This window comes from Streptomyces sp. NPDC033180, assembly GCF_055577645.1.
Window position 1 is genome coordinate 209,829 of record NZ_JBVIPU010000007.1, and the last position, 24,630, is coordinate 234,458.

Below are 24,630 nucleotides of genomic sequence, written 5' to 3' on the forward strand. Positions count from 1 at the left end.
AGCCCGCATGCCTGACGAAGCCCGCGCCACACCGCCGGGGTCCGTGCTGCAGTACTTCGACGACACGCGGCGCACGTCGCCCGACCTGCCCGCGGTGGAATACCGGGGGCGCCGACTCTCGTACGAGGAACTCGGGTGCGCGGCGGACGCGTTGGCCGCGCGGCTGCACGGCCTCTCCGTCGCCGGCACGGTCGTCGGGGTCCGCACCGACCGGTCGTTCCGGCTCCCGATCGCCATCCTGGCCGCGCTGCGGGCGGGCGCCGCGTACATGCCGCTGGACCACGCCTACCCGCAGGCGCGGCTCGACTTCATGATGCGGGACAGCGGAATGCGCGTACTGCTCACGCAGCGCACCCCCACGGGAGTGCCGCCCGCTCCCTCCGGGACGCGGGTCGTCCTGCTCGACGACGACATCTCCACGGCTCCGGCCCAGCCCAAGACCCCCACGCCCGCATCCAGCGCCGACGACCTCGCGTACGTCATCTACACGTCGGGATCCACGGGGACGCCCAAGGGCGTCGCCATGCCGCACGGTCCGCTGCGCAACCTGATCACCTGGGAGCGCGAGGCTTTCACGTGCGGGGTCGGCTCCCGGACCCTCCAGTTCGCGGCGGCGAGCTTCGACGTCCACTTCGAGGAGATGTTCAGCACCTGGGGCACCGGCGGCTGCCTCGTACTGATCGACGAGGAGGTACGCCGGGACTCCCACCGGCTCCTGCGCTTCCTCGACGAGCAGCGGGTGCACCGGGTGTTCATGCCGTTCGTGGCCCTGCAGTCCCTCGCCCACACGGCCCAGGAGGTGGGGCAGCTGCCGTGTTCGCTCCGAGAGGTCGTCTGCGGGGGCGAGCAGCTCTACGTCACGCCCGCTGTCCGGCGGTTCTTCAGTGCCCTGCCGGGCGTCGCGCTGCACAACCAGTACGGCCCGTCGGAGACGCACAACGTGACCTCGCTGCGCCTGTCCGGCGATCCCGCCACGTGGCCCGAGCGCGCCCCCGTCGGCCGGTCCATCGACGCGGCGCGCGTGCGGGTTCTGGACGAACACGGCAGCGCGGTCATGGCCGGGGACACCGGTGAGATCGTCATCGGCGGGCCGGTTCTGGCCCGTGGTTACCTCAACCGGCCCGGCCTCTCCGCGGAGCGCTTCACGCCCGATCCGCTGGGGCCGCCGGGATCGCGGGTGTACCGGACCGGGGACATCGGCCGCGTGGACACGCAGGGGCTGATCCACTTCCTCGGCCGCGAGGACGGACAGGTGAAGATCCGCGGCTACCGCGTGGAGCTCGGTGAGATCGAGTCGGCGGTCAGGGCGCTGCCGGAAGCAGCCGACGCGGCGGTCGTGGTGAACGAGAGCCGCACGGTGGGCAAGCGCCTGGTCGCCTACGTGGTGGCGGAGCCGCCGCTGCCCGACGACCTCCGGACCCGGCTCGCCGAGACCCTGCCCGAGTACATGCTGCCGGTGGCGTTCGTCCCGGTGGACCGCCTGCCCTTGACGCCCAGCGGCAAGCTCGATCGCCAGGCTCTTGCTGCCCGCGAGCTGACGGTCACGGGCAGCGGTGCCGGCCCGGCCGAGGACGGGGACGGGGACGGGGTGCGGCACGATCTCGTCCTGCTGTGGGAGCAGGTACTGGACGCGAAGGACATCGCGGTCGGCGACAACTTCTTCCGGCTGGGAGGCACTTCCCTGCTGGCCGCGGTGCTGATCACCCGGATCAACGAGCGCTTCGGGGCGTACGCGGACCTGGAGACGTTCATCGCGCGGCCGACGATCTGCGCGATGGCCGAGTGGATCGGAGAGCAGGCGAACCGGTCCCAACAACCGGACCTGTCCCAACAATCGGTGAGGCTGGATTCGTGATCGAGATCGACACTGACGACGGACATCTCGCGGAGCTGATCGCGGAGTACGAGGAGAACGGCTGGTGCCTTTCTCCGTTCCGGTTCACCGCCTCCGCGGTGGAGCTGCTCCGCGAGAGCCTGGACGCCGTCTGCCGCCGCGGAGGGCCGGAGGTGGTCCACGAGAGGGACAGCACGGCTGTCCGCGCGGTGCACGGCTGCCATGAATTCGACGAGGTGTACGGGGCGCTCGTACGCCACCCCTATCTGCTGGCGCTGGCCGAGGCACTGACCGGGACGCCGGTGTACGTCTACCAGTTCAAGGTGAATCTGAAGCAGGCCAGGGAGGGCCAGGCCTGGCCGTGGCACCAGGACTTCGCGTTCTGGAACGCGGAGGACGGCCTGCCGCGGCCCGCGGCGGTCACGCTGGCCGTTCCGCTGGACGATGTCCACGAGAGCAACGGTCCGCTGGTCCTCATACCCGGGTCGCATCGTCTGGGGTACCTCGGCCCCGGCAGGATCACGCCGGGCGGCAAGGACGACTGGCGCAGGAACTTCGCGGCGGACCCTGAGCACACCATGGAAGCCGACCGTGCCCGGGAGCTGGTGGATTCCTTCGGCAGTACGCGGGCAACCGGCCGGGCGGGCGCGATCCAGGCCTTCCATCCGAACATCGTGCACTCGTCGTCGGACAACGCCTCCCCGGACCGGCGGGCGCTGCTGATGGTGTCGTACAACTCCGTCGACAACGCTCCACCCCACCCGACCCGCCCCGAGTTCCTGGTGGGCCGGAACACGGACCAGCTGAAGCCGCGCTGGGACGACCGTTTCCCCCTGGAGGCGGGCTGAGACGGGCCGAGGCGGCATGACAGAACCCCACGGTCTCAGGGAGACCGTGGGGTTCTGGCTGGTGTCCGAGGGGGGACTTGAACCCCCACGCCCGATAAAGGGCACTAGCACCTCAAGCTAGCGCGTCTGCCATTCCGCCACCCGGACTAGGTGTCTGCCGTTCGCGGTGTTCCCCGCGGCGACATGGACAACAATACCAAGCTTTCGGAGTGCCTTTCACCTGCGTATCCGTCCGCCGCAGGGCGGCTGCCCGGAGGTCCCCACCGGCACATCTACAGTCTCACCATGAGTGACGGGTTGATTACGCGAGAGCTCGGTGAGGTGAAGGTGCGGCGGCCTCGACTGCTGTCCCCGTTGCGCGAGCATCTGCGGGACACCATGTGGTTCGCGCCGACCGCCGGACTCGTGGGGGCCATGGCGCTGTGGTGGGTCACGTCGGAGCTGGACAGCCAGATCGTGACGGCGGTGCAGGACGCCGGGGAGTACGAACTTCTCGAAAACATGATGGGGATCGCCGAGGACGGCAAGGAGGTGATCAAGACCATCGGCTCGGCCATGATGACCTTCATCGGTGTCGTCTTCAGCATCTCCCTGGTGGCCGTGCAGATGGCCAGCGGGCAGTTCAGCCCGCGGGTGGTGCGGCTGTACATCAGGTCGCGGATCACCAAGATCACGCTCACCGTCTTTCTGGCGACGTTCCTCTTCTCGCTGATGACGCTGACGTCCTTCGAAAGCGAGAGCGATCCGCGGCTCCTGACGCGCATCCCGCTGGTCGAGTCGCTCCTGGCGATGGCCATGGTGTTCCTGAGCCTGCTGCTCTTCGTGGCGTATGTGAACGGCACGCTCCGCATGATGCGGATCAGCTTCGTCATCGACCGGATCGCCCGGGAGGCGCTGCGGGTGGCGGTGAAGTACCCGACCGAAGGCGCGGTGGACGACGAACACCTCGGCCCCACGACCGCCCGGATCACTCACCACGGGCGGGCCGGCGTGCTGCGGGACGTGAACATCGCCCGCGTCGTGCGGGCAGCCGGGCGCCACGGTGTGGTGCTGCGGCTGCTGCCGCGCATCGGGGACTTCGTGGTGCCGGGGACTCCGGTGTTCACCGTCCACGGCGGGGCGGCGCCACCGCGGCGCGCGCTGCGGTACACGGTGTCGGTGGGCGTGGAGCGCACCTTCCACCAGGACCTCGGGTTCGGTCTTCGCCAGCTCGCCGACATCGCGCTGCGCGCCCTCTCCCCCGCGGTGAACGACCCGACCACCGCCGTGCAGGCCCTGGACCGCATCATCCAGTTCCTGGCGTCGGTGGCCGGGTATCCACTGGGCGCCCTGCGCCACCGTGACCGGCGCGGGGCCGTGCGGATGATGCAGCCCGTGCCGGACTGGACCGCGCTCGTGGACCTCGGGTTCGCCGAGATCCGGGGGTGCGCGGTCGGCCATCCGCAGGTCACCCGGCGCATGCTGGCCGGCCTCGACGACCTGCTGCGGCTCGCGCCCGAGGAGCGCAGGGAGCCGCTCCTGCGCCACCGCGAGCTGCTCGCGCAGGCGGTGGAACGCACGGTCCCGGAAACCGCGGACCGCGCGTTCGCCCTGCTGCCCGACCGGCAGGGCATCGGCTAGTACGGGGCGGGGCGACTCGGCCCTCCGCGGACGCGCGGGCGCTCACGTGCGGCGCGGCGTTCACGTGCGGCGCGGGCGCTCACGTGCGGCGCGGCGTTCACGTGCGGCGCGGGCGCTCACGTGCGGCGCAGGTGCTCCCGCTCGGCGCAGGTGCTCCCGTGCGGCGCAGGTGCTCCCGTGCGGCGCAGGTGCTCCCGTGCGGCGCAGGTGCCCGGCGGTGGCAACCGCACCGCACGGCGCGCGCTCACGCCATGAGGTGGTAGCTGGGGAAGTTCCCCGGCGGCCGCTCCGGCGCCGGGCCTTGAGTGACGGCCCGCACCAGCAGCTCACCGCCCACGAACGCCCCGCGCCAGGACGCGCCGAACCCGCCGAACAGCTCGTCCCTATCACCGCGCGAGCGAGGCTTCCCGCGGCCCGTCTTGAAGGCACGGATCTGCGGCGCGAGACGTTCGTACGTCGCGGCGTCGTCGGTCGACAGCGTGGCGACCAGTGCCCCGTTCGAAGCGTTCATGGCGGCGAGCAGCTCCGCCTCCGTGTCGACCAGGACGATGGTGTCGACCGGGCCGAACGGCTCCGCGTGGTGCAGCGGAGACGACGGGGGCGGGTTGAGGAGCGTGACGGGATGAACGTACGCGTCGGTGTCCTGCCCCGGCAGGAAGCGGTCCGCCGCCGGAGCGCCGCGGAACAGCGGCACAGCACCGCGGTCGATCGCTTCCGTCACCTGATCGCCCAGCTCCTTGGCCTTGGCCGCGTTGATCAGCGGGCCGAAGTCCAGCTGCGGGAACGGGTCCCCGGCATGCTCCACCGCCAGGGGGTGGCCGACGCGGACGGTGCGGACGGCCGGGAGGTAGGTGGCGAGGAACTCGTCGAAGAGGCTCCGCTGGACGACGAATCGCGGATACGCCGTGCAGCGCTGCTTGCCGTAGTCGAAGAGCTTGGGGATGACGGCGCCGAGCGCGTCCCAGTCGCTGTAGTTCCAGATGCCCCAGGTGTTCAGTCCTTCCTGTTCGAGGATGTGCCGCTTGCCGAGGTCGGCGACGGCGGTGGCGACGTCGGCGCCCGTGTCACGCCCGCCGACGAAGGAGACGCAACCGATCTCCGGTGCGCGGACCAGCGCTACCGACAGCTCTCCACCGCTGCCGCTCACGAGGGTGACGGGGATCCCTTCGCGGGCGGCCAGGGCGCAGGCCAGGGTCAGACAGGCGACGCCGCCATCGGTCGGGGTCTTGGCGATGACCGCGTTGCCCGCGAGTGCCTGTACCAACACTGCGTGAACGAGCACGCTCATCGGGTAGTTCCAGCTCGCGATGTTGGATATGGGCCCCTCCAGCGGGGTCCGGCCCTCGACCATCGGCTCGATGCCGTCGACGTACCAGCGCACGCCGTCGATGGCCCGGTCGACATCGGCCTGGGCGAGCCGCCAGGGCTTGCCGATCTCCCAGACGAGGAGGAGCGCGAGCAGTTCACGGTGTTCGGTGAGGGCGTCGAGGGTGGCGGCGACGCGGGAGCGCCGTTCGTCCAACGGGACGTGGCGCCAGGCCCGGTGCTGGTCGAGTGAGGCGCGTACGGCCTGCTGGGCGGTGGTGGCGTCGAGACGCGGCGGACCCGCGATGGGGCTGCCGTCGACTGGGGAGGTGGCGGGCAGGGTCCGGCCGTCCGCCTGCCAGGTTCCGTTCCAGAGATTGAGGACGCGGTCGTCGCGGAAGGCCTCGGGCGCGACGGCCAGGCAGCGTTGCCAGGCGTCGGCCCAGGCCGTACCGGCTTTGAGGACACGGGGGTTGGTGAGGGTGGGTGCCATTCGGGTGTCTCCGCTCACGGTGCACGGTCGGGGCGGGGCGTACATGGCTCGCACGGCTCCGCTTGGTTCGCGGTCCGGGCGTGTGTGCTGGGGGGGCGTCAGTGCGGTCAGGTCCTGCCACCGATGAGTGACATCACGCCCCGAGTTGGTGGAGAACGAGGCGGGCCGTTTCCGTCGGTGTGGCGCCGACGCGCACTCCGGCCGCCTCCAGCGCCTCCTGTTTCGCGCGCGCGGTTCCGGTCGAGCCCGAGACGATGGCTCCCGCGTGGCCCATGGTCTTGCCTTCGGGTGCGGTGAAGCCGGCGATGTAGGCGACGACGGGTTTGGTGACGGACTGCTTGATGTAGGCGGCCGCGCGTTCCTCCGCGTCGCCGCCGATCTCGCCGATGAGGACGATCAGTTCGGTGTCGGGGTCGTCCTCGAAGGCGGCGAGGCAGTCGATGTGCGTGGTGCCGACGACGGGGTCGCCGCCGATGCCGACACAGGTGGAGAACCCGATGTCGCGCAACTCGTACATGAGTTGGTAGGTGAGCGTGCCGGACTTCGACACCAGGCCCACGCGTCCGGGTTTGGTGATGTCGGCGGGGATGATGCCCGCGTTGGCCTGCCCGGGAGTGATGAGGCCTGGGCAGTTGGGGCCGATGACGCGCGTGCCGCGTTCCTTGGCGTACGCGTGGAGGACGACGGAATCGTGCACGGGGATGCCCTCCGTGATGACCACGGCGAGGCCGATCCCGGCGTCGGCGGCCTCGATGACCGCCGTCTTGGAGAAGGCGGGTGGCACGAAGACCACGGTGACGTCGGCGCCCGTCGCCTCGATGCCGTCGCGGACGGAGCCGAAGACGGGGACGGCGCGGTCGTCGAAGTCGACGGTCCGGCCGGCCTTGCGGGGGTTGACGCCTCCGACGATGTCCGTGCCGGCCGCGAGCATGCGGCGGGTGTGCTTCATGCCCTCGGCGCCGGTCATGCCCTGGACGAGAACCTTGCTCTCCTTGGTGAGGTAGATCGCCATGCCCCGGCTCCTTAGGCTGCGTTGGTGTGACCGGCGAGTTCGGCGGCGCGGCGTGCGGCGCCGTCCATGGTGGTGACCTGCTGGACGAGGGGGTGGGAGCGCGCGTCGAGGATGGCGCGGCCTCGTACGGCGTTGTTGCCGTCGAGGCGGACGACGAGCGGCTTGGTCAACCGGACTGATTCCAGCGCCTGGACGATGCCGTCGGCGACAGCGTCGCATGCGGTGATACCGCCGAAGACATTGACGAAGACGGACTTGACGGCGGGGTCGGAGAGGATGACGGAGAGTCCGTCGGCCATGATCTGGGCGGAGGCGCCGCCTCCGATGTCGAGGAAGTTCGCGGGGCGCGCTCCGCAGCCCGCGACCACGTCCAGGGTGGACATGACGAGGCCCGCGCCGTTGCCGATGATGCCCACCTCGCCGTCGAGCTTGACGTAGTTGAGGCCCTTGGACGCGGCCGCCGCCTCCAGGGGGTCGTCGTGGGCGGAGTCGTCCGCGCCCCAGCGTGTCTGGCGGAAGCGGGCGTTGTCGTCCAGGGTGACCTTGCCGTCGAGGGCGAGGATCTCTCCCCGGGCGGTGCGGACGAGGGGGTTCACCTCGACGAGGAGCGCGTCCTCGCGGACCAGTACCTGCCACAGCTTGACCAGCACGTCGGCGGTGGCCTCGGGAAGTCCCGCCGCGGCGGCGATCTCGGCCGCCTTCGCCTCACTCACTCCCGTTGCCGGGTCGATCTCCACGCGCGCGACGGCCTCGGGCCTGCTCGCCGCCACCTCCTCGATCTCCATGCCGCCCTCGGCGGACGCGATCGCGAGGAAGCGCCCCGCCGCGCGGTCCAGTACGTACGAGACGTAGAACTCCCTGTCGATCTCGACGGGTTGGGCCACCATCACCTTGTGCACGGTGTGGCCCTTGATGTCCATGCCGAGGATCTGGCGTGCCGTGATCTCAGCGGCGGCCGGGCCCGCGGCGACCTTGACGCCGCCCGCCTTGCCGCGTCCGCCGGTCTTCACCTGGGCCTTGACGACGACGCGGCCGCCGAGGCGTTCGGCGCCCGCGCGCGCCTCCTTCGCCGTGCCGGCGACCTCCGCCCGCGGCACCAAGATGCCGTATTCCTCGAAGAGTTCCCTTGCCTGGTGCTCGAACAGGTCCATTCCGGCTCCTGACGCCGTGTCGTTCCGGGGAGCGAACCCCCCGCCTCCGAAAAGTGCCGCACGCCCCCTGGACACCACTGACCGGATGCGGGATAACAAGCTTCATACAGTATTCGTCGACTGTATGCAATCTACCGCGAGAGCACCTACGAGCAGCGTGTGAGCGCTCCAACTCCCCTACGAAGGGACAGGACTTCGCCATGCCCGACGGCAGCAGCGACACGAACCAAACCCACATCTCCGGTGGGCATCTGGTCGCCAAGGCACTCAAAGCAGAGGGTGTGGAGGTCATCTACACCCTCTGCGGCGGCCACATCATCGACATCTACGACGGCTGCGTCGACGAGGGGATCGATGTCGTCGACGTACGCCACGAACAGGTCGCCGCCCACGCGGCCGACGGCTACGCGCGCCTCACCGGTAAGCCGGGATGCGCGGTGGTGACAGCAGGACCGGGAACCACGGACGCCGTCACGGGCGTAGCGAACGCCTTCCGCGCCGAGTCCCCCATGCTGCTGATCGGCGGCCAGGGAGCGCACACCCAGCACAAGATGGGGTCACTGCAGGACCTTCCGCACGTCGACATGATGACGCCCATCACCAAGTTCGCCGCGACCGTGCCGGACACGGCGCGCGCCGCGGACATGGTGTCGATGGCGTTCCGCGAGTGCTATCACGGCGCTCCAGGACCGTCCTTCCTGGAGATCCCACGCGATGTGCTCGACGCCAAGGTGCCGGTGGACAAGGCCCGGGTGCCGCAGGCCGGGCAGTACCGCGCGTCCACTCGCTCGGCCGGCGACCCCGAGGCCGTCGAGAAGCTCGCCGACCTGCTCGTGCACGCCGAGAAGCCCGCGATCCTGCTCGGCAGCCAGGTGTGGACGACGCGGGGCACGGCGTCCGCCATCGAGCTCGTGCGGACCCTGAACGTGCCCGCCTACATGAACGGCGCGGGCCGCGGAACCCTGGCGCCCGGGGACCCGCACCACTTCCAGCTCTCGCGGCGGTACGCCTTCTCGAACGCCGATCTCATCGTCATCGTGGGGACGCCCTTCGACTTCCGTATGGGCTACGGGAAGCGGCTCTCCCCGGACGCCACGGTCGTGCAGATCGACCTCGACTACCGCACCGTCGGCAAGAACAGGGACATCGACCTGGGCATCGTCGGTGACGCCGGGCTGATCCTGAAGTCCGTCACCGAGGCCGCGTCCGGGCGCCTCAACGGAGGCGCTTCCAAGCGCAAGGAGTGGCTCGACGAACTGCGCGCCGCCGAACAGACGGCGATCGAGAAGCGACTGCCGAACCTGAAGTCCGACGCCTCGCCGATCCACCCCTACCGCCTCGTCAGCGAGATCAACGACTTCCTTACCGAAGACTCCATCTACATCGGCGACGGCGGCGACATCGTCACCTTCTCCGGGCAGGTCGTACAGCCCAAGTCCCCGGGCCACTGGATGGACCCAGGGCCGCTCGGCACGCTCGGCGTCGGCATCCCCTTCGTACTCGCCGCCAAGCAGGCGCGGCCCGACAAGGAGGTGGTGGCCCTCTTCGGAGACGGCGCCTTCTCGCTGACCGGGTGGGACTTCGAGACGCTCGTCCGCTACAACCTGCCGTTCGTCGGGATCGTCGGCAACAACTCCTCGATGAACCAGATCCGTTACGGCCAGAAGGCCAAGTACGGCGAGGAACGCCAGCGGATCGGCAACACCCTCGGCGACGTCCACTACGACAAGTTCGCCCAGATGCTGGGCGGTTACGGCGAAGAGGTCCGCGACCCCGCCGACATCGGCCCGGCTCTGCGGCGGGCGCGCGAGTCGGGCAAGCCCTCGCTGATCAACGTATGGGTCGATCCGGACGCGTACGCCCCCGGAACCATGAACCAGACCATGTACAAGTGAGGAGCCCGCGCGATGACGACCAAGGCTCTTGAGGGCGTACGCGTCCTCGACATGACACACGTCCAGTCCGGGCCCTCCGCCACCCAGCTGCTCGCCTGGCTCGGTGCGGACGTGGTGAAGCTGGAGGCGCCCTCCGGGGACATCACGCGCAAGCAGCTGCGTGATCTCCCGGACGTCGACTCGCTCTACTTCACGATGCTCAACTGCAACAAGCGGAGCATCACCCTCAACACCAAGACCGAGCGCGGCAAGGAGCTCCTCACGGAGCTGATCCGGCGCTCCGACGTGATGGTCGAGAACTTCGGTCCCGGCGCCGTGGACCGGATGGGCTTCACCTGGGAACGCATCCAGGAGATCAACCCGCGGATCGTCTACGCCTCGATCAAGGGCTTCGGAGACGGCCCGTACACCAACTTCAAGGCTTACGAAGTGGTGGCACAGGCCATGGGCGGCTCCATGTCGACCACGGGCTTCGAGGACGGTCCACCGCTCGCGACCGGTGCCCAGATCGGTGACTCCGGGACGGGCATCCACGCCGTCGCCGGCATTCTCGCCGCCCTCTTCCAGAGGGAGAACACCGGTCGCGGGCAGCGCGTGAACGTGGCCATGCAGCACGCGGTGCTCAACCTGTGCCGGGTCAAGCTGCGCGACCAGCAGCGCCTGGCGCACGGACCGCTCGCCGAGTACCCGAACGAGGACTTCGGGGACGAGGTGCCGCGCTCCGGCAACGCGTCCGGCGGCGGGCAGCCCGGCTGGGCGGTCAAGTGCGCTCCCGGCGGCCCGAACGACTACGTGTACGTCATCGTGCAGCCCGTGGGCTGGCGGCCGCTCACCGAGCTCATCGGTCGCCCCGAGCTCGCGGAGGATCCCGAGTGGGCCTCTCCGGAGGCCCGGCTTCCCAAGCTCGGCAAGATGTTCCAGCTGATCGAGGAGTGGTCCTCGACGCTCCCCAAGTGGGAGGTCCTGGAGCGGCTCAACGCCCACAACATCCCATGCGGCCCGATCCTCTCCACCAAGGAGATCATCGAGGACGCCTCGCTGGCCGCGAACGAGATGGTCGTCGAGGTCGCGCATCCCCGGCGCGGCTCCTTCACGACGGTCGGCTCCCCGCTGAAGCTGTCGGACTCCCCCGTCGACGTGGTCAGTTCGCCACTCCTGGGTGAGCACAACGGAGAGGTCTTCGTCGGTGAGCTCGGCCTCGGCGACGAGGAACTGCGCCTGCTCAAGTCGAACGGAGTGATCTGAGTGATGGCCGAAGACCGTGCACTGACGGTGCGGGCTCTCCTCGACGCCGTGCGTGCCGAGGGAAGGACCTCGCTGACGGCGCCGGAGGGCAAGATCCTCGCTGACGCGTACGGGATCGCCGTACCGGGCGAGGAGCTGGCGACGGACGTGGACGAGGCGGTCGCGCACGCGGCCCGCTTCGAAGGACCCGTCGTCATGAAGATCGTCTCCCCCGACATCCTGCACAAGACCGATGCGGGCGGCGTCATGGTCGGCGTGGAAGGCGCCACCGCCGTGCGGGCCGCCTTCTGCGAGATCATCGAGAACGCGCGCGCCTACGCGCCGGACGCGCGTATCGAGGGCGTGCAGGTGCAGGAGCTGCTGCCCTCCGGCCAGGAAGTGATCGTCGGGGCGGTGACCGACCCGACGTTCGGGAAGGTCGTCGCCTTCGGGCTCGGCGGCGTACTCGTCGAGGTCCTCAAGGACGTCACGTTCCGTCTCGCGCCGGTCGACGCGGACGAGGCCGCCTCCATGCTCGACTCGATCCGGGCCGCCGAGATCCTGCGGGGCGTACGGGGGGCGCCGGCGGTGGACCGGTGGGCCGTCGCCGAGCAGATACGCCGGGTGTCCCAACTGGTCACCGATTTCCCGGAGATCGCCGAGGTGGACCTCAACCCGGTGATCGCCACCCCGGAGGGCGCGATCGCCGCGGACATCCGCGTCATCCTCTCCGAAGGGGCCACGAAACGGCGCCGTACGTACACGCGCGAGGAGATACTCACGTCGATGCGGCGGCTGATGGAGCCCCGCTCCGTCGCCGTGATCGGCGCCTCCAACGAGCAGGGCAAGATCGGCAACTCGGTGATGCGCAACCTCATCGACGGCGGCTTCTCCGGCGAGATCCATCCGGTGAATCCCAAGGCCGATGACATCTTGGGCCGCAAGGCGTACAAGAGTGTCACGGACGTTCCCGGTGAGGTGGATGTGGCGGTCTTCGCGATACCCGCACAGTTCGTGGCGTCGGCCTTGGAGGAGGTGGGTCGCAAGGGCATCCCCAATGCGGTACTGATCCCCTCCGGGTTCGCCGAGACCGGTGAACAAGGCCTCCAGGACGAGATCGTGGAGATCGGCGAGCGGCACGGAGTGCGGCTGCTCGGACCGAACATCTACGGCTACTACTCGACGTGGCAGGACCTGTGCGCCACGTTCTGCACGCCGTACGACGTCAAGGGCGGGGTCGCCCTGACGAGTCAGTCCGGCGGCATCGGAATGGCCATCCTCGGCTTCGCGCGCACTACGAAGACGGGCGTCTCGGCGATCGTCGGACTCGGCAACAAGTCCGACCTGGACGAGGACGACCTCCTCACGTGGTTCGGCGAGGACCCCAACACCCAGTGCATCGCCATGCACTTGGAGGACCTCAAGGATGGTCGCGCCTTCGTGGAGGCCGCGCGGGCGACCGTCCCGAAGAAGCCGGTCGTGGTCCTGAAGGCCGGCCGTACGGCCGCCGGGGCGAAGGCCGCCGGATCTCACACGGGCGCGCTCGCGGGCGACGACGCGGTGTACGACGACATCCTCAGGCAGGCGGGCGTCATCAGGGCGCCGGGACTCAACGAAATGCTGGAGTACGCGCGCGCGTTGCCGGTGCTTCCCACCCCGCAGGGCGACAACATCGTGATCATCACGGGGGCCGGCGGCTCCGGTGTCCTGCTCTCCGATGCGGTGACCGACAACGGGCTGCGGCTGATGGAGATCCCCGACGACCTGGACGCGTCCTTCCGGGCGTTCATCCCGCCGTTCGGGGCGGCGGGAAACCCCGTCGACATCACCGGGGGCGAGCCCCCGTCGACATACGAGGCGACGATCAGGCTCGGCCTCGAGGACCCCCGCGTTCACGCGCTCGTCCTGGGCTACTGGCACACCATCGTCACCCCTCCCATGGTCTTCGCCGAACTGACGGCCCGGGTGATCGCGGAGTTCCGGGAGCGCGGCATCGAGAAGCCCGTCGTGGCATCCCTGGCGGGCGACGTCGAGGTGGAGGAGGCCTGCCAGTACCTCTTCGAGAGGGGCGTCGTGGCCTACCCGTACACGACGGAGAAGCCGGTGGCCGCGCTCGGCGCGAAGTACCGATGGGCCCGAGCGGCCGGTCTGTTGGGGGGCGGTCCATGAGGTGACCGGTGCGGGGGCCGGCCTGCGGTGCGCGTCGGCCGGCCCCGGGACCCGTGCGCACACGAAAGGAATTGGACAGGGGGCGCTGGCCAGGATCTTTTCGACGCAAGGGGTGCTGAGACAACATGACGACAACCGACATACCCACAGCCGTCCCGTACCGGGAGGTGACGGACGCCAACGGCCGGATGTACCGAGTCGGGGAGACCGACATCGACATCATGGGCCGCAAACGCAAGTGGATGGTCATCCTGCCGTGGATCGGCATGATGGGCATCAGCTCGGCCGAGTACGCGTTCGCATCGGCCGAGGACACCCTGCACACCGCGCACTCCTGGGGCGACACCCACATCTTCTGGATGCTGGGTGTCTGGGTCTTCTTCCAGGCCGCGGTCGCCTTCCCGGCGGGCAAGCTGCGTGAGAGCGGGAAGCTCCCGGCGCGCTGGGCAATGATGTGCGGCGCAGTCGGAACACTGCTGGGCTATCTGTCACTGGCGTTCGCGCCGCATGTCATCGTCGCCTATATCGGCTTCGGCATGTTCAGCGGTATGGGCGCCGGCATGGTGTACGCGACCTGCGTGAACATGGTCGGCAAGTGGTATCCCGAACGCAAGGGAGGCAAGACCGGATTCGTCAACGGCGGATTCGCCTACGGCTCAGTGCCGTTCGTGTTCATCTTCACCGGTTATATGGACCTCACGAACTTCCGCTGGGTCCTTGTGAGCGTCGGTCTCTTCCTGGCGGCGATGGTCGCCGTGGCCGGTTACTTCTTCCAGGACCCGCCGAAGAACTGGTGGCCGGCCGACGTGGACCCGCTGCGGCCACCGGACGACCCACGAGCCAGGCGCGCGCTGGCGATGAACCCGCCCGCCGTGCGGCAGTACACACCGCAGGAAGCGTGGCAGACCGGACGTGTCGCGCTGATGTGGTTCTGCCTGCTGTGCACATCCGGCGTGAACATCTTCGGAATCGCCTTCCAGGTGGACATCGGAAAGGAAGCCGGATTCGCCGGCGGAATCGTCGCCACGGCCATGTCCTTGAAGGCCATTGTCAACGGCACGGGCCGAGGCGTCATCGGCTGGCTCTCGGACCTCTACGGACGCAAGCGCTGCCTGATATTCGTCTGCATCGTCCTGGGCCTCTCCCAGTACGGCATCCTGTGGTCCGCGAACATCGAGAATCTCCCGCTGTTCCTGGTCTTCTCCAGCATCTCCGGATTCGGAGGAGGCGCCATCTTCCCGATGTTCGCGGCGATGACGGCGGACTACTTCGGCGAGAACAACAACGCATCCAACTACGGCCTGGTCTACAGCTCCAAGCTGGTATCCGGCCTTCTCGGCTCCGGAATGGGTGCCGTTGTGGTGAGCAACTGGGGACACGCCGGGGCGTTCACGCTGGCCGGCTCCATTTCCCTGTTCGCCGGGTTCATCGCACTCTTCCTCTCCCAGCCCGGAAGGCCCAAGGACAAAGGCATCAAACCCAATCCGCAACCCCTCGGTGAGGAGATGGCCTGATATGACGGCGGAGCCCATCGCCGCAAAGAACGCTCCGGGCACCCCCGGCAGCACTGACGCGTCGCACCAGTCGTACCAAGAGATCACGGACGAACGCGGACGTGTGTACCGCGTGGGCGAGAGCGACCGGGAAATCCTCGGCCGTCCTCGCTGGACCATGGTGGTGCTGCCCTGGGTGGCCATGCTCGCCATCAGCGTCTTCGAGTACGCCTACGGGGCGGCGGAGGACACCCTCTCCGCCGCCCACCACTGGACCTCGTCGAACACCTTCTGGGTGCTCAGTGTCTGGATCTTCTTCCAGGCCGCGGTCTCCTTCCCGGCCGGAAGACTGCGCGAGAAGGGCATCCTGACCAGCAGGGCGGCGATGCTGACGGGCTCCGTCCTCTCGCTCCTGGGTTTCGTCAGCCTCAGCCACGCACCGAACGTGGCGGCGGCGATGGCGGGCTTCGGGTTCCTCGGCGGTGTGGGCTCCGGGTTGATCTATTCGACCTGCGTGAACATGGTCGGCAAGTGGTACCCCGAGCGGCGCGGCGGCAAGACCGGCTTCGTCAACGGTGGATTCGCCTACGGAGCTGTGCCGTTCATCTTCCTGTTCTCGTACGGCTTCGACACATCGAACTATCGGACCGTGCTGGACCTGGTCGGCTTCTATGTGCTCGCCGTGACTCTGGTGGCCGGGCTCTTCTTCAAGGATCCGCCGAAGAACTGGTGGCCCGCGGAAGTCGACCCGCTGCGGCGGGGCGGCAACGCACGCTCGTCCCTGGCGCTGACCAGGAACCCGCCTGCTGTACGGCAGTTCACCCCGGGAGAGGCCCTGCGGACGGGCGTCGTCCCCCTGATGTGGGTGTGCATGCTGTGCTGCGCGGGTGTGTCGATCTTCGGGATCTCCTTCCAGGTACCGTTCGCGAAGGAGATGGGCTTCGGCCCACTCATCGCGGCGTCGTCGATGGGTGTGATGTCGGTGATCAACGGCACGGGCCGCGGCGTGGTGGGCTGGCTGTCGGACCGGCTCGGGCGGCAGCGAACCCTGACGTCCGTCTGCCTGGTCCTTGCGGTGGCGCAGTTCGGGGTGCTGTGGGCGGGCGAGATGGGCAGCCAGCCGCTGTTCCTCGTCTTCGCGTTCCTGTCCGGTTTCGCGGGCGGAGCGTTCTATCCCCTGTTCGCGGCTCTCGTGCCGGACTACTTCGGAGAGAACAACAACGCATCCAACTACGGCATGGTCTACAGCGCCAAGCTGGTCAGTGGTCTCTTCGGCGGCGGTGTGGGCGCGATGGTCGTGCACTCCTGGGGATACATCGGCGCCTATACGACAGCGGGTGTGGTGTCACTCGTCGCGGCGGGGCTCTCCTTGCTGCTGCGGCAGCCGGGGCACGCGCGCGTGGCGCCCGCTTAGCGTGTGCCGTACGTCCAGCGGCCGCCCCGTGCGCTCAGGTGCACGGGGCGGCCGCTTTTGTGTTTCCGCGCCTGGGAGGCCCGAGGTCAGTCCCCGCAGCGCTCGCGGAGCGAGTGCAGGTGCGCACTGGACTTGCGGGCGAAGGCGAGGGACTCGACCGGGTTGTCGTGCTCCGTCTGCCAGTGGTGGTAGCGGCGGCCGTTGTGGGTCCGCGCCGTCACCTTGGAGAGGAACTTCTTGTAGTCGATGTCGCCGTCCCCGACGTCCGACATGCGGTAGCCGTCCCGGGTGGTCTCATCGCGTATGCCGTCCTTGACGTGGAACAGCGGATAGCGGTGCGGCTGCTTGAGGACGTAGCTGAGCGGCTCGAAGGGTGCCGGGGTGCCGTCCGCCCGCTTGCCGAAGCGGAACTGGGCCGAGAACGCCCAGTAGATGTCCATCTCCAGATAGACGAAGTCGGGGTCGGTCTCCGCGAGCAGCACGTCGTAGAGACGGACCTTCGGCTTGTCGGTGGCGAAGGAGAATTCCTCGGCGTGGTTGTGCTGGTAGAACTTCATGCCGCGCTTGCGGGCAGCTTCTCCGTACGTGTTGAAGTCCTCGGCCGCGCGCTTCCAGCCGTCGACGGTTGATCCATAGCGGAAGGGCCCCGACGCGGTCCCGATGTGCTTCAGGCCGAGCGCCTCGGCGTCGTCGAGGACCTTCGTGAGGTTCTGCGCGAAGGTGTACGCGTTCGGGTTGTTGTCGTCGTAGTAGCCGACGTGACTTCCGATGGGGTTCAGCCCGTGATCACGGGCCAGCCGCTTGAGCTGGGCGAGGGTGATGGCGCCCGCCGAGCCCTGGGAGTATCCGGCGAACTCGATCTCGTCGTAACCGTACTTCTCCAGCTCGGCGAAGACCGGGGCGAATCCGATGGTGGAGACCTTGTCGCGGAGGCTGTAGAGCTGGATGCCGAGTCGGCCCGGAGGCAGGACGGCTCGGCCACGCCCCTTCTGTGCGGGGGCGGCGGGGGCCGCCGTAGCGGTGGTGGCGGTGGCGGCCGTGCCGATCAGGGCCGCGGCGGTGGCGCCCGCCGCGACGCCGAGCGCTCCGCGTCTGCTGAGTCTCTGGGCCAGTTCGGGGTCGGCGGGGGTGTGGTTGCGCGTCATGCGGTTCTCCCGGGATCGAGTCAGGGGCGGATCAGGGATGGGTTCGAACAGCGGATCAGGGGTGGATCAGGGGTGGACCCTGATGGCACGGCCCGAACCGTCTGGTTCAGTGGAGATCAAGCGGATTCAGCACTGCGGGCGCCGACAGTCGGCGCTCACTGCAGGCCCGCGAGGTGGAGCAACAGCGATTTCACATCGGTGGCCGCGACGCGGCCGCTGACAGCGCGGGGGGTGGAGCACAGAATGAGCGGTCCGGAATCGGGGTCCTCGCTCGTGGGGAGGCGGCCATGGCTGCCGCGAATAGGTGACGGGTCCAGGGGCACTACCGCCATGCGATAGCGCATGCCGAGCTTCTTGCGGGCCAGCGCGGACGCGGCCTTGACGCGGACGTAGGGGTCCTCGGGGTCCATGAAGAGCTCGACGGGGTCGTAGCCGGGTTTGCGGTGGATCTCGACGAGCTGCGCGAAGTCGGGCGCGCGGTCGTCGTCGAGCCAGTAGTAGTACGTGAACCAGGCGTCAGGCTCCGCGACGGCGACGAGTTCGCCGGAGCGCGGGTGGTCAAGGTGGTGGGCCTTCTTTCCCTCGTCGTCGAGGAGTTGCTCGATGCCGGGGAGATCGGCGAGTGCCTGGCGGGTGACTTCCAGGTCCTCGGGCCTGCGCACGTAGATGTGGGCGATCTGGTGGTCCGCGACGGCGAAGGCGCGGGAGGCCATGGGGTCGAGGTACTCCATGCCGTCCTGGGTGTGCACTTCGAGCAGGCCGGCACGGCGCAGGGCGCGGTTGATGTCGACGGGGCGGTCCACCCGGGTGATGCCGTACTCGGACAGGGCGACGACGGTGCGACCCGCTGCCTTCGCCTCGTCGAGGAGGGGGGCGACGGTCGCGTCGAGTTCGGCTGCGGCCTGGTGGGAGCGCGGGTCGTCGGGGCCGAAGCGCTGCAGGTCGTAGTCGAGGTGCGGGAGGTAGCAGAGAGCCAGGTCGGGGTGGCGGGTGCTGATGATGTGGCGCGTGGCGTTCACGATCCAGCGGCTGGAGACGATGTCGGCGCCGGGGCCCCAGAAGTGGAAGAGGGGGAACGTGCCGAATTTCTCGGTGAGTTCGTCGTGCAGGGCCGGGGGCCGGGTGTAGCAGTCGGGCTCCTTGCGGCCGTCGGCGTAGTAGACGGGACGGGGGGTGATGGTGATGTCGGTGTCGGCGCCCATGGCGTACCACCAGCAGATATTGGCGACGGTGTAGCCGGGGTGCGCGCGACGGGCGGCGTCCCACAGCTTGTCGCCGGCGACGAGGCCGTTGTGCTGCCGCCACAGGAGTACGTCGCCGAGCTCGCGGAAGTACCAGCCGTTGCCGACGATGCCGTGCTCGGCGGGGGTGGTGCCGGTGAGGAAGGTGGACTGGGCTGCGCAGGTGACGGCGGGCAGGACCGTGCCCAGCGGCGCCCGGGAGCCGGACTGGCCAAGGGACTTGAGGTGCGGCATGTGGTCCAGGAGACGGGGGGTGAGGCCGACGACGTCCAGGACGAGGAGGGGTGTGGGGCTCATGGGAGTTCCTTCAGGCCGAGGTCCGTCAGGAGATCGCGGGCGAGGGTGAGCTCGGCGGCGATGCCGTCGGCGAGCTGGGGACGGGAGCGGGGGCGCAGCTCGGGTGGCAGCGCCTGCCAGGTGTAGGTCTCGACCTCGAGGTGACGGGTGCGGGGGTCGGGCCCGCCGACCAGGTGGGCGAGGGTGTCCTTGAGTACGGGGAGCGTGGAGGTGAGGGGCGGCGCGGGAGCGGCGTGCAGGGGGACGTGGAAGTGGGCACGCCAGGGTGCCGTCTCGGGCAGGGCGTCGCCGGCGAGAGATTCGCCGAGGTCGTCGGTGCCGTGCAGTCCGGCTGCGGTGCGGGTGCGGGTCTGGTGCAGGAAGCGGGGTTCGTCGAAGGCTGCGAGGGCCTCGCGGACGCCGGGGAGATGGGGGTGTTCGGCATGCAGGGCGGCGGAGAGCTGGGATTTGACGACGGGGATGCCCGCGGCGTCGAGAGCGTCGAGCGCGGCCTGCGGCTCCTCGAAGGAGGTGGCGAGGTGGCAGGTGTCGACGCAGACACCGATGCGGTCGTGGCCGATCGCGGTGAGGGGGGCGATGGCGTCACCCGTGGTCTCCACGGTGCAGCCCGGTTCCGGCTCGAGGCCGATGCGGATCGACTTGCCGGTCAAGTCCGCGAGGGCGTCGAGGCGTTGGGCGAGCGCGGTGAGGGCGGCGCGGGCGGCCTCGGCGTGAGTGGCGTCGAAGGGGGTGCGCCAGGCGAGCGGAAGGGTGGAGATGGTGCCTTCGGTGACGTCGTCCGGGAGGAGGGCGGCAAGCAGACGAGCCAGGTCGGTCGTGTGGGAGAGTCGCTCGGGGTCGGTCCAGTCCGGCTTGTAGACGCGGTACTTCACCTCTTCGGCGCCGAACCCTTCATACGGGAAGCCGTTGAGGGTGACGACTTCGAGGCCGCGCCGGTCGAGTTCGGTGCGCAGGCCGCGCAGGGCAGCGGGGTCGGTGACCAGGGCGTGCGCGGCGTCCTTGGCGAGCCACAGACCGATACCGAGGCGGTCCCTGCCGAGTCGTTTGCGCACGGGTTCGCAGTGGTCGCGGAGTTGCGCGAGGACGCCGTCGAGGGTCTCGGCGGGGTGGACGTTGGTGCAGTACGCGAGGTGGACGACACTGCCGTCGGGGTGCCTGAAGCGCATGGCTCACGCCCCGCCGCGAAGGATGGAGTTGCCCTCATGGGTGGCGTCGGTGTCCGTGACATCGAGCGAGAGGCGGCCACTGAGTCCATAGAAGGCGACTGGGTTGCGCCACAGCACCAGGTCGACGTCGTCCTCGCTGAACCCTGACTCGAGCATGGCGTCGGCGACCTTGCGGGTCTTGAGCGGATCGCTCTTGCCCCAGTCGGCGGCCGAGTTGACCAGGACCCTCTCGGGCCCGTGGTCGCGCAGGATGGCCACCATCCGGTCCTCGTCCATCTTGGTGTCGGGATAGACGGAGAAGCCGAGCCAGCAGCCGCTGTCCTTGGCCTCCTTGACCGTGGTCTCGTTGAGATGGTCGATGAGGACCCGGTCCAGGGACAGCGCGGATTCCCGGATGACATCGATGGTGCGGCGCAGTCCTGCGAGCTTGTCGCGGTGCGGGGTGTGGACGAGCGCGGGCAGCTCGTGGTCGGCGGCGAGCTGGAGCTGGGCGGTGAGCGCGGCGTCCTCGGCGGGGGTCATGGAGTCATAGCCGATTTCACCGACGGCGACGACGTTGTCCTTGACGAGATACCGGGGCAGGGCGTCCAGGACCGGGGTGCAGCGGGGGTCGTTCGCCTCTTTGGGGTTGAGGGCGATGGTGCAGTGGTGGGCGATTCCGTACTGGGCCGCGCGGAAGGGCTCCCAGCCGAGGAGGGAGTCGAAGTAGTCGAAGAACGAGGCGGGTGAGGTGCGGGGCTGGCCCAGCCAGAACGCGGGCTCGACGACGGCGCGGACGCCCGCGGCGTACATGGCCTGGTAGTCGTCGGTGGTGCGGGACGTCATGTGGATGTGGGGGTCGAAGATGCGCATCAGGACTCCTGCTCCTCGCCGGTGGAAGGGGTCTCGGGGGCCATGGGCACCACTGCGGCCGCGGGGGCCGTAGGGGCGGTGGTCAGGGCCAGGACGCGGTGCAGATCGCTGGGGACGGGGCGACCGGCCGCGGCGCGTTCGCCGGCGTAGGCGTCGAGCATCCGGGCGAGCTCGGCGTCGGCACGGGCACGGCGGTCCAGGTCGGCGACGGCTTCCACGGGGACGCCGGTGAACAGGCACTTGAGCACCGCGTGGCGCCAGTCGTGCGGGGCGAGGTGCCGGGCGGCGTACGGCCCTACGGCGGCGGCGACGATCCGGGTGTCGTTGGTGCGCAGGGCGTCCTCGACCAGGGGCAGCGCCTCCGGGCCCTGGACCAGGTGGGGCAGGGCCCGCAGGACAGCGCGGCGCTCGGCCGCGGTGCCTTGTTCGTAGACGCGGGTGAGGGTGGCGGGGTCCGCGTCGGCCGCGTGCAGGAGCAGTACGCGGGCGGTGTCGGCGTGGTCCTGGCCACAGCGTCGACCGGCTTCGGCGAAGCGCAACTCCCAGATGGGGAGCTCGCTTTGCTCCGGTCGCCCGCGGTGGGCGGTGGCCTCCGCGGTGGCCTGGTCCAGCCAGGCGCGGGCGGCCCCACCGAGGGCGGCTTCGAGGCGGGTGCGGAGGTCGGCGATGACGGGGGCTTCGGTCACGGGGTTCCTCCTCCGGCCGGGGTGGGGAGTGGGGCTGTGCGGGCCGCTTCCGTCGCCGCCTTGTTCAGGAACTTGATGGAGTGGGAGGCGAGTTGGGGTCCCGCGTGGGAGTGGCGGGGCAGTTCGACGACGGTGAGGCCTTGGTAGCCGGTGTCGGCCAGGGCTTCGAGTACGGGCGGGAAGTCGATCTCTCCGTCCCCGAAAGGGAGGTGTTCGTGTATGCCGCGGCACATGTCCTCGATCTGGACGTGCCGTAGCCAGGGGGCGGCGGCGCGTACGCAGTCGGCGGGAGACTGCGGTTCGAGGCACTGGCAGTGGCCGATGTCGAGGGTGAGGCCGAGGAGCGGGGGGTCGCCCAGTTCGTGACGGAGCCGGTGGAAGTCGGCGAGTGTGGAGAGGAGGTGGCCGGGTTCGGGTTCGATGGCCAGGGGGATGCCGGCGCCGAGCGAGGCGTCCAGTACGGGGCCGAGGGCTTCGGCCAGGCGCTGCCAGGCGGCGGCCTCGGGGGTTCCTGCGGGGGCGATACCGCTGAAGCAGTGCACGGCGTGGGCGCCCAGGTCGGTGGCGACCTGCACGGCCCGGATCAGCAGACGGACCCGGGCGGCGCGCGCGTCCGGGTCGGGGTCCAGGAGCGAGGGGCCGTGTTTGCGGCGCGGGTCGAGCACGTAGCGGGCGCCGGTCTCGATCGTCACCGTCAGGCCGCGGGCTTCCAGGCTGCGGGCCACGTGGCGGGTGCGGGCGGCGAGGTCGGGGGCGAGGGGGTCGAGGTGCATGTGGTCGAGGGTGAGTCCGACGCCCGCGTAGCCGAGGTCGGCGAGGAGGCCCAGGGCGTCGTCAAGTCGGAGGTCGGTCAGGCCGTTGGTGCCGTATCCGAAGCGGAAGGGGGACGAATCTCCCGCCCCGGCGGGACTCAGGCTCCGTGCTGTTGCCTGCGTCTGCATCTGCGCCTGCGCCTGCGCCTGCGGGGTGTTCGTCCCGTGTGCCGTCTCCGTCATGTGACGCTCACCTTCCGGCCGAACTTGCGGGCCGCCGGGGCCAGGGCGGCGGTCAGGAGGGCGGGCCCCAGGGCTCCCGCACGGGCGGAGAGTGCGGCCTGGAGCGGGATCATGGCTCGGATGCCACCGCCCACGGCCCGCTGGGTGAGCTGGGGTGACGGGTTGAGCGTGGCGTGGAAGAGGGGGCGGGCAGCGGTGACCGCGTAGGTGGCTGCGAGCGCGGCCCGGACGGCACCGCGAGCTCCGGCCCGCCAGGCGGCACTGCTCGGGCTCCCCGTAGCGGAGCCCAGCACGCCGCCGGTGCGCAGGCCTCGGCCCGCCGCCCGGCCCACCAGGCGGACCCCCGCCCCCGGAGTGAAGCCCGGCAGGCCGCGGGTGGCTGCTCCGCCGCGACCTGCCGGGAGTTGAGAGGTTCCGGCGCTGGTACCCGTGCCGGTGCCGCCAGGGCCACCGGCAGCGCCACCGCTCCGGGCCAGCAGTTGCGCGAGCGCGGCTGTCGCGGCGAGTGCGCAGAGTGGGGCCGCCGTGGAACCGCCCTGCGCCTCGCGCCGCGAGACCGCGGTCACCGCGAGGGTATGGGCGCCCAGCACAAGGGCGTTGGGCACGGCAGCACGAAGCCGGAGAACGTGACCGAGTCCATGCCGGGGGCCGGGCGCATGGCCGGGGCCGGGAGCATGCCCGGGGCCCGGCGCATACCCGGGGCCCGGCGCATACCCGGGGCCCGGCGCATACCCGGGGCCCGGCGCATACCCGGGGCCCGGCGCATACCCGGATCCGAGAACGTGCCCAGAATCGAGAGCATGCTCGCCCCCAAGTGCGTCCCCACCCCCAAGACCACGCCCAGCCCCGAAACCACGCGCAGAGCCAGACGCCCACCCAGAACCAGGCGCCCGCCCAGATCCAAGCGCCCGCCCAGAACCAAGCTGCCCAGCACCAGACGCCCACCCGAAGCCAAGTGCCTCCCCCGACCCGCCGGGGCTCCCCAGCCCGGCGCGGCTCCCCGACCCACCGGGCCTCCCCAACCCACCAGGGCCCCCCAGACCGGCATCGTCGGGCCTCCCCAACCCACCGGGGCTCCCCAGACCAGCATCACCAGGCCTCCCCAACCCACCAGGACCCCCCAAACCGGCATCACCAGGCCTCCCCAACCCACCAGGACCCCCCAGACCAGCATCGCCAGGGCTCCCCCCACCCCCCGGGCCCGCCAGCCCACCAGGGCTCCCCAGGCCGACAGGCCTCGTGCCTGCTGACGTGGCCGCTGCACCCAGGAGCAAGTCGAGGGCGCGGGCCGTGGCCATGGCTGCCGGGCCCGCTGGGGTGTGTTTCAGGCCCAGGTCGTAGGCCCACACCGTGGCCGCCAAACCGCTCGCCACCGCCAGGGCGGGGCGGCCCGCGCCGGCGGCCAGGGCCAGGCCTCCTGCCGTCAGGGCCGCTGCCGCGCCCAGTGCGGCCGACGGGGCGATGCGGCCGGACGGCAACGGGCGGTGGGGGCGTTCGACCGCGTCCTCCGCCCGGTCCGCCCAGTCGTTGAGGGCCATGCCCGCCTCGTAGAGGGAGAGCGAGGCCGCGATGGCGAGGAGCGTGCGGCGGTTGGGACTCAGTCCTGTCGCCGCCGCGCCGGCGAGCGCGTCCCCGGGGACGGTGAACAGGGCGGAGACACGCAGCAGTTCGGCCCAGTCACGACCGGTGCCCAGGCGCAGGCCGCCGCGCGGAGCCACACGACCTGCACCAGCTCCCTGCCCCCGTACGGCGGCATCACCAACGCCCACCCCCCAGCCGCTCACGCGACC

Annotated in this window: 17 protein-coding genes, 1 tRNA gene and 2 pseudogenes; 8 read left to right on the forward strand and 12 right to left on the reverse strand. The window is 70.0% G+C overall.

Annotated elements, in window-relative coordinates:
* Nucleotides 1-7 precede the first annotated feature (7 nt).
* Nucleotides 8-1,855 carry a non-ribosomal peptide synthetase gene (locus ACZ5WE_RS21190; RefSeq protein WP_467691198.1) on the forward strand — a complete coding sequence of 616 codons (1,848 nt, stop codon included), beginning with the start codon at nucleotides 8-10 and terminating at the stop codon, nucleotides 1,853-1,855.
* On the forward strand, nucleotides 1,852-2,682 hold the full coding sequence (locus tag ACZ5WE_RS21195; protein ID WP_467691200.1) for a phytanoyl-CoA dioxygenase family protein: 831 nt from the start codon (nucleotides 1,852-1,854) through the stop codon (nucleotides 2,680-2,682). The genes ACZ5WE_RS21190 and ACZ5WE_RS21195 overlap by 4 nt, the downstream gene beginning before the upstream one ends.
* Before the next feature lie 59 nt (nucleotides 2,683-2,741).
* On the opposite strand, the gene ACZ5WE_RS21200 is transcribed toward ACZ5WE_RS21195, so the two are convergent.
* Nucleotides 2,742-2,829: transfer RNA gene (locus ACZ5WE_RS21200), tRNA-Leu, on the reverse strand.
* Between the two features lie 138 nt (nucleotides 2,830-2,967).
* Between ACZ5WE_RS21200 and ACZ5WE_RS21205 the strand changes: the two genes are divergently transcribed.
* The gene (locus tag ACZ5WE_RS21205) at nucleotides 2,968-4,302 is read left to right on the forward strand and encodes a DUF2254 domain-containing protein (protein WP_467691201.1); all 1,335 of its coding nucleotides are present in this window, start codon (nucleotides 2,968-2,970) and stop codon (nucleotides 4,300-4,302) included.
* Nucleotides 4,303-4,546: 244 nt separating this feature from the next.
* On the opposite strand, the gene ACZ5WE_RS21210 is transcribed toward ACZ5WE_RS21205, so the two are convergent.
* From ACZ5WE_RS21210 to sucC, 3 genes are all read right to left on the reverse strand, one after another.
* Entirely contained in the window at nucleotides 4,547-6,100 is a 1,554-nt protein-coding gene (locus ACZ5WE_RS21210; protein ID WP_467691203.1) for an aldehyde dehydrogenase family protein, read from the reverse strand.
* A 133-nt stretch (nucleotides 6,101-6,233) separates the two neighbouring features.
* Nucleotides 6,234-7,112, reverse strand: a complete 879-nt coding sequence (gene sucD / locus ACZ5WE_RS21215) for a succinate--CoA ligase subunit alpha (RefSeq protein ID WP_467691205.1) — start codon at nucleotides 7,110-7,112, stop codon at nucleotides 6,234-6,236.
* A gap of 11 nt (nucleotides 7,113-7,123) precedes the next feature.
* A complete protein-coding gene (sucC, locus tag ACZ5WE_RS21220; RefSeq protein ID WP_467691206.1) occupies nucleotides 7,124-8,263 on the reverse strand; it encodes an ADP-forming succinate--CoA ligase subunit beta in 1,140 nt (379 codons plus the stop codon).
* A gap of 200 nt (nucleotides 8,264-8,463) precedes the next feature.
* On the opposite strand from sucC, the gene ACZ5WE_RS21225 reads away from it, so the two are divergent.
* The 5 genes from ACZ5WE_RS21225 (at nucleotide 8,464) to ACZ5WE_RS21245 (ending at nucleotide 16,458) form a co-directional block, all read left to right on the forward strand.
* On the forward strand, nucleotides 8,464-10,158 hold the full coding sequence (locus tag ACZ5WE_RS21225; RefSeq protein ID WP_467691208.1) for a thiamine pyrophosphate-binding protein: 1,695 nt from the start codon (nucleotides 8,464-8,466) through the stop codon (nucleotides 10,156-10,158).
* 12 nt (nucleotides 10,159-10,170) lie between these two features.
* Nucleotides 10,171-11,403, forward strand: coding sequence for a formyl-CoA transferase (gene frc, locus ACZ5WE_RS21230; protein WP_467691209.1), 1,233 nt, complete (start codon nucleotides 10,171-10,173; stop codon nucleotides 11,401-11,403).
* Nucleotides 11,404-11,406: 3 nt separating this feature from the next.
* Nucleotides 11,407-13,551 (forward strand): acetate--CoA ligase family protein, encoded by a 2,145-nt coding sequence (locus ACZ5WE_RS21235; RefSeq protein WP_467691211.1) that lies wholly within the window; start codon nucleotides 11,407-11,409, stop codon nucleotides 13,549-13,551.
* Nucleotides 13,552-13,676: 125 nt separating this feature from the next.
* Entirely contained in the window at nucleotides 13,677-15,065 is a 1,389-nt protein-coding gene (locus ACZ5WE_RS21240) for an OFA family MFS transporter (protein WP_467691212.1), read from the forward strand.
* Between the two features lies 1 nt (nucleotide 15,066).
* Nucleotides 15,067-16,458 carry an OFA family MFS transporter gene (locus ACZ5WE_RS21245; RefSeq protein WP_467691213.1) on the forward strand — a complete coding sequence of 464 codons (1,392 nt, stop codon included), beginning with the start codon at nucleotides 15,067-15,069 and terminating at the stop codon, nucleotides 16,456-16,458.
* 86 nt (nucleotides 16,459-16,544) lie between these two features.
* Here the strand turns inward: ACZ5WE_RS21245 and ACZ5WE_RS21250 are convergent, their stop codons facing one another.
* From ACZ5WE_RS21250 to ACZ5WE_RS21285, 8 genes and pseudogenes are all read right to left on the reverse strand, one after another.
* Complete coding sequence (locus tag ACZ5WE_RS21250; protein ID WP_467691215.1) at nucleotides 16,545-17,603, reverse strand: sugar phosphate isomerase/epimerase family protein; 1,059 nt, start codon at nucleotides 17,601-17,603, stop codon at nucleotides 16,545-16,547.
* 155 nt (nucleotides 17,604-17,758) lie between these two features.
* Nucleotides 17,759-19,141, reverse strand: a complete 1,383-nt coding sequence (locus ACZ5WE_RS21255; protein ID WP_467691216.1) for a nucleotide pyrophosphatase/phosphodiesterase family protein — start codon at nucleotides 19,139-19,141, stop codon at nucleotides 17,759-17,761.
* Nucleotides 19,138-20,307 carry a metabolite traffic protein EboE gene (eboE, locus tag ACZ5WE_RS21260; RefSeq protein WP_467691217.1) on the reverse strand — a complete coding sequence of 390 codons (1,170 nt, stop codon included), beginning with the start codon at nucleotides 20,305-20,307 and terminating at the stop codon, nucleotides 19,138-19,140. The genes ACZ5WE_RS21255 and eboE overlap by 4 nt, the downstream gene beginning before the upstream one ends.
* Nucleotides 20,308-20,310: 3 nt before the next feature.
* A complete protein-coding gene (locus ACZ5WE_RS21265; protein WP_467691219.1) occupies nucleotides 20,311-21,159 on the reverse strand; it encodes a TatD family hydrolase in 849 nt (282 codons plus the stop codon).
* Complete coding sequence (locus ACZ5WE_RS21270) at nucleotides 21,159-21,845, reverse strand: EboA domain-containing protein (RefSeq protein WP_467691220.1); 687 nt, start codon at nucleotides 21,843-21,845, stop codon at nucleotides 21,159-21,161. The genes ACZ5WE_RS21265 and ACZ5WE_RS21270 overlap by 1 nt, the downstream gene beginning before the upstream one ends.
* Nucleotides 21,842-22,786: a sugar phosphate isomerase/epimerase family protein gene (locus ACZ5WE_RS21275; RefSeq protein ID WP_467691385.1), complete on the reverse strand. Its 945-nt coding sequence runs from the start codon at nucleotides 22,784-22,786 to the stop codon at nucleotides 21,842-21,844. Before ACZ5WE_RS21275 ends, ACZ5WE_RS21270 begins: the two co-directional genes overlap by 4 nt.
* Nucleotides 22,787-22,836: 50 nt before the next feature.
* Nucleotides 22,837-23,073, reverse strand: a pseudogene (locus tag ACZ5WE_RS21280) (hypothetical protein); the annotation flags it as partial.
* A gap of 1,002 nt (nucleotides 23,074-24,075) precedes the next feature.
* Nucleotides 24,076-24,558: pseudogene (locus ACZ5WE_RS21285) on the reverse strand (UbiA family prenyltransferase); the annotation flags it as partial.
* Nucleotides 24,559-24,630 lie beyond the last annotated feature (72 nt).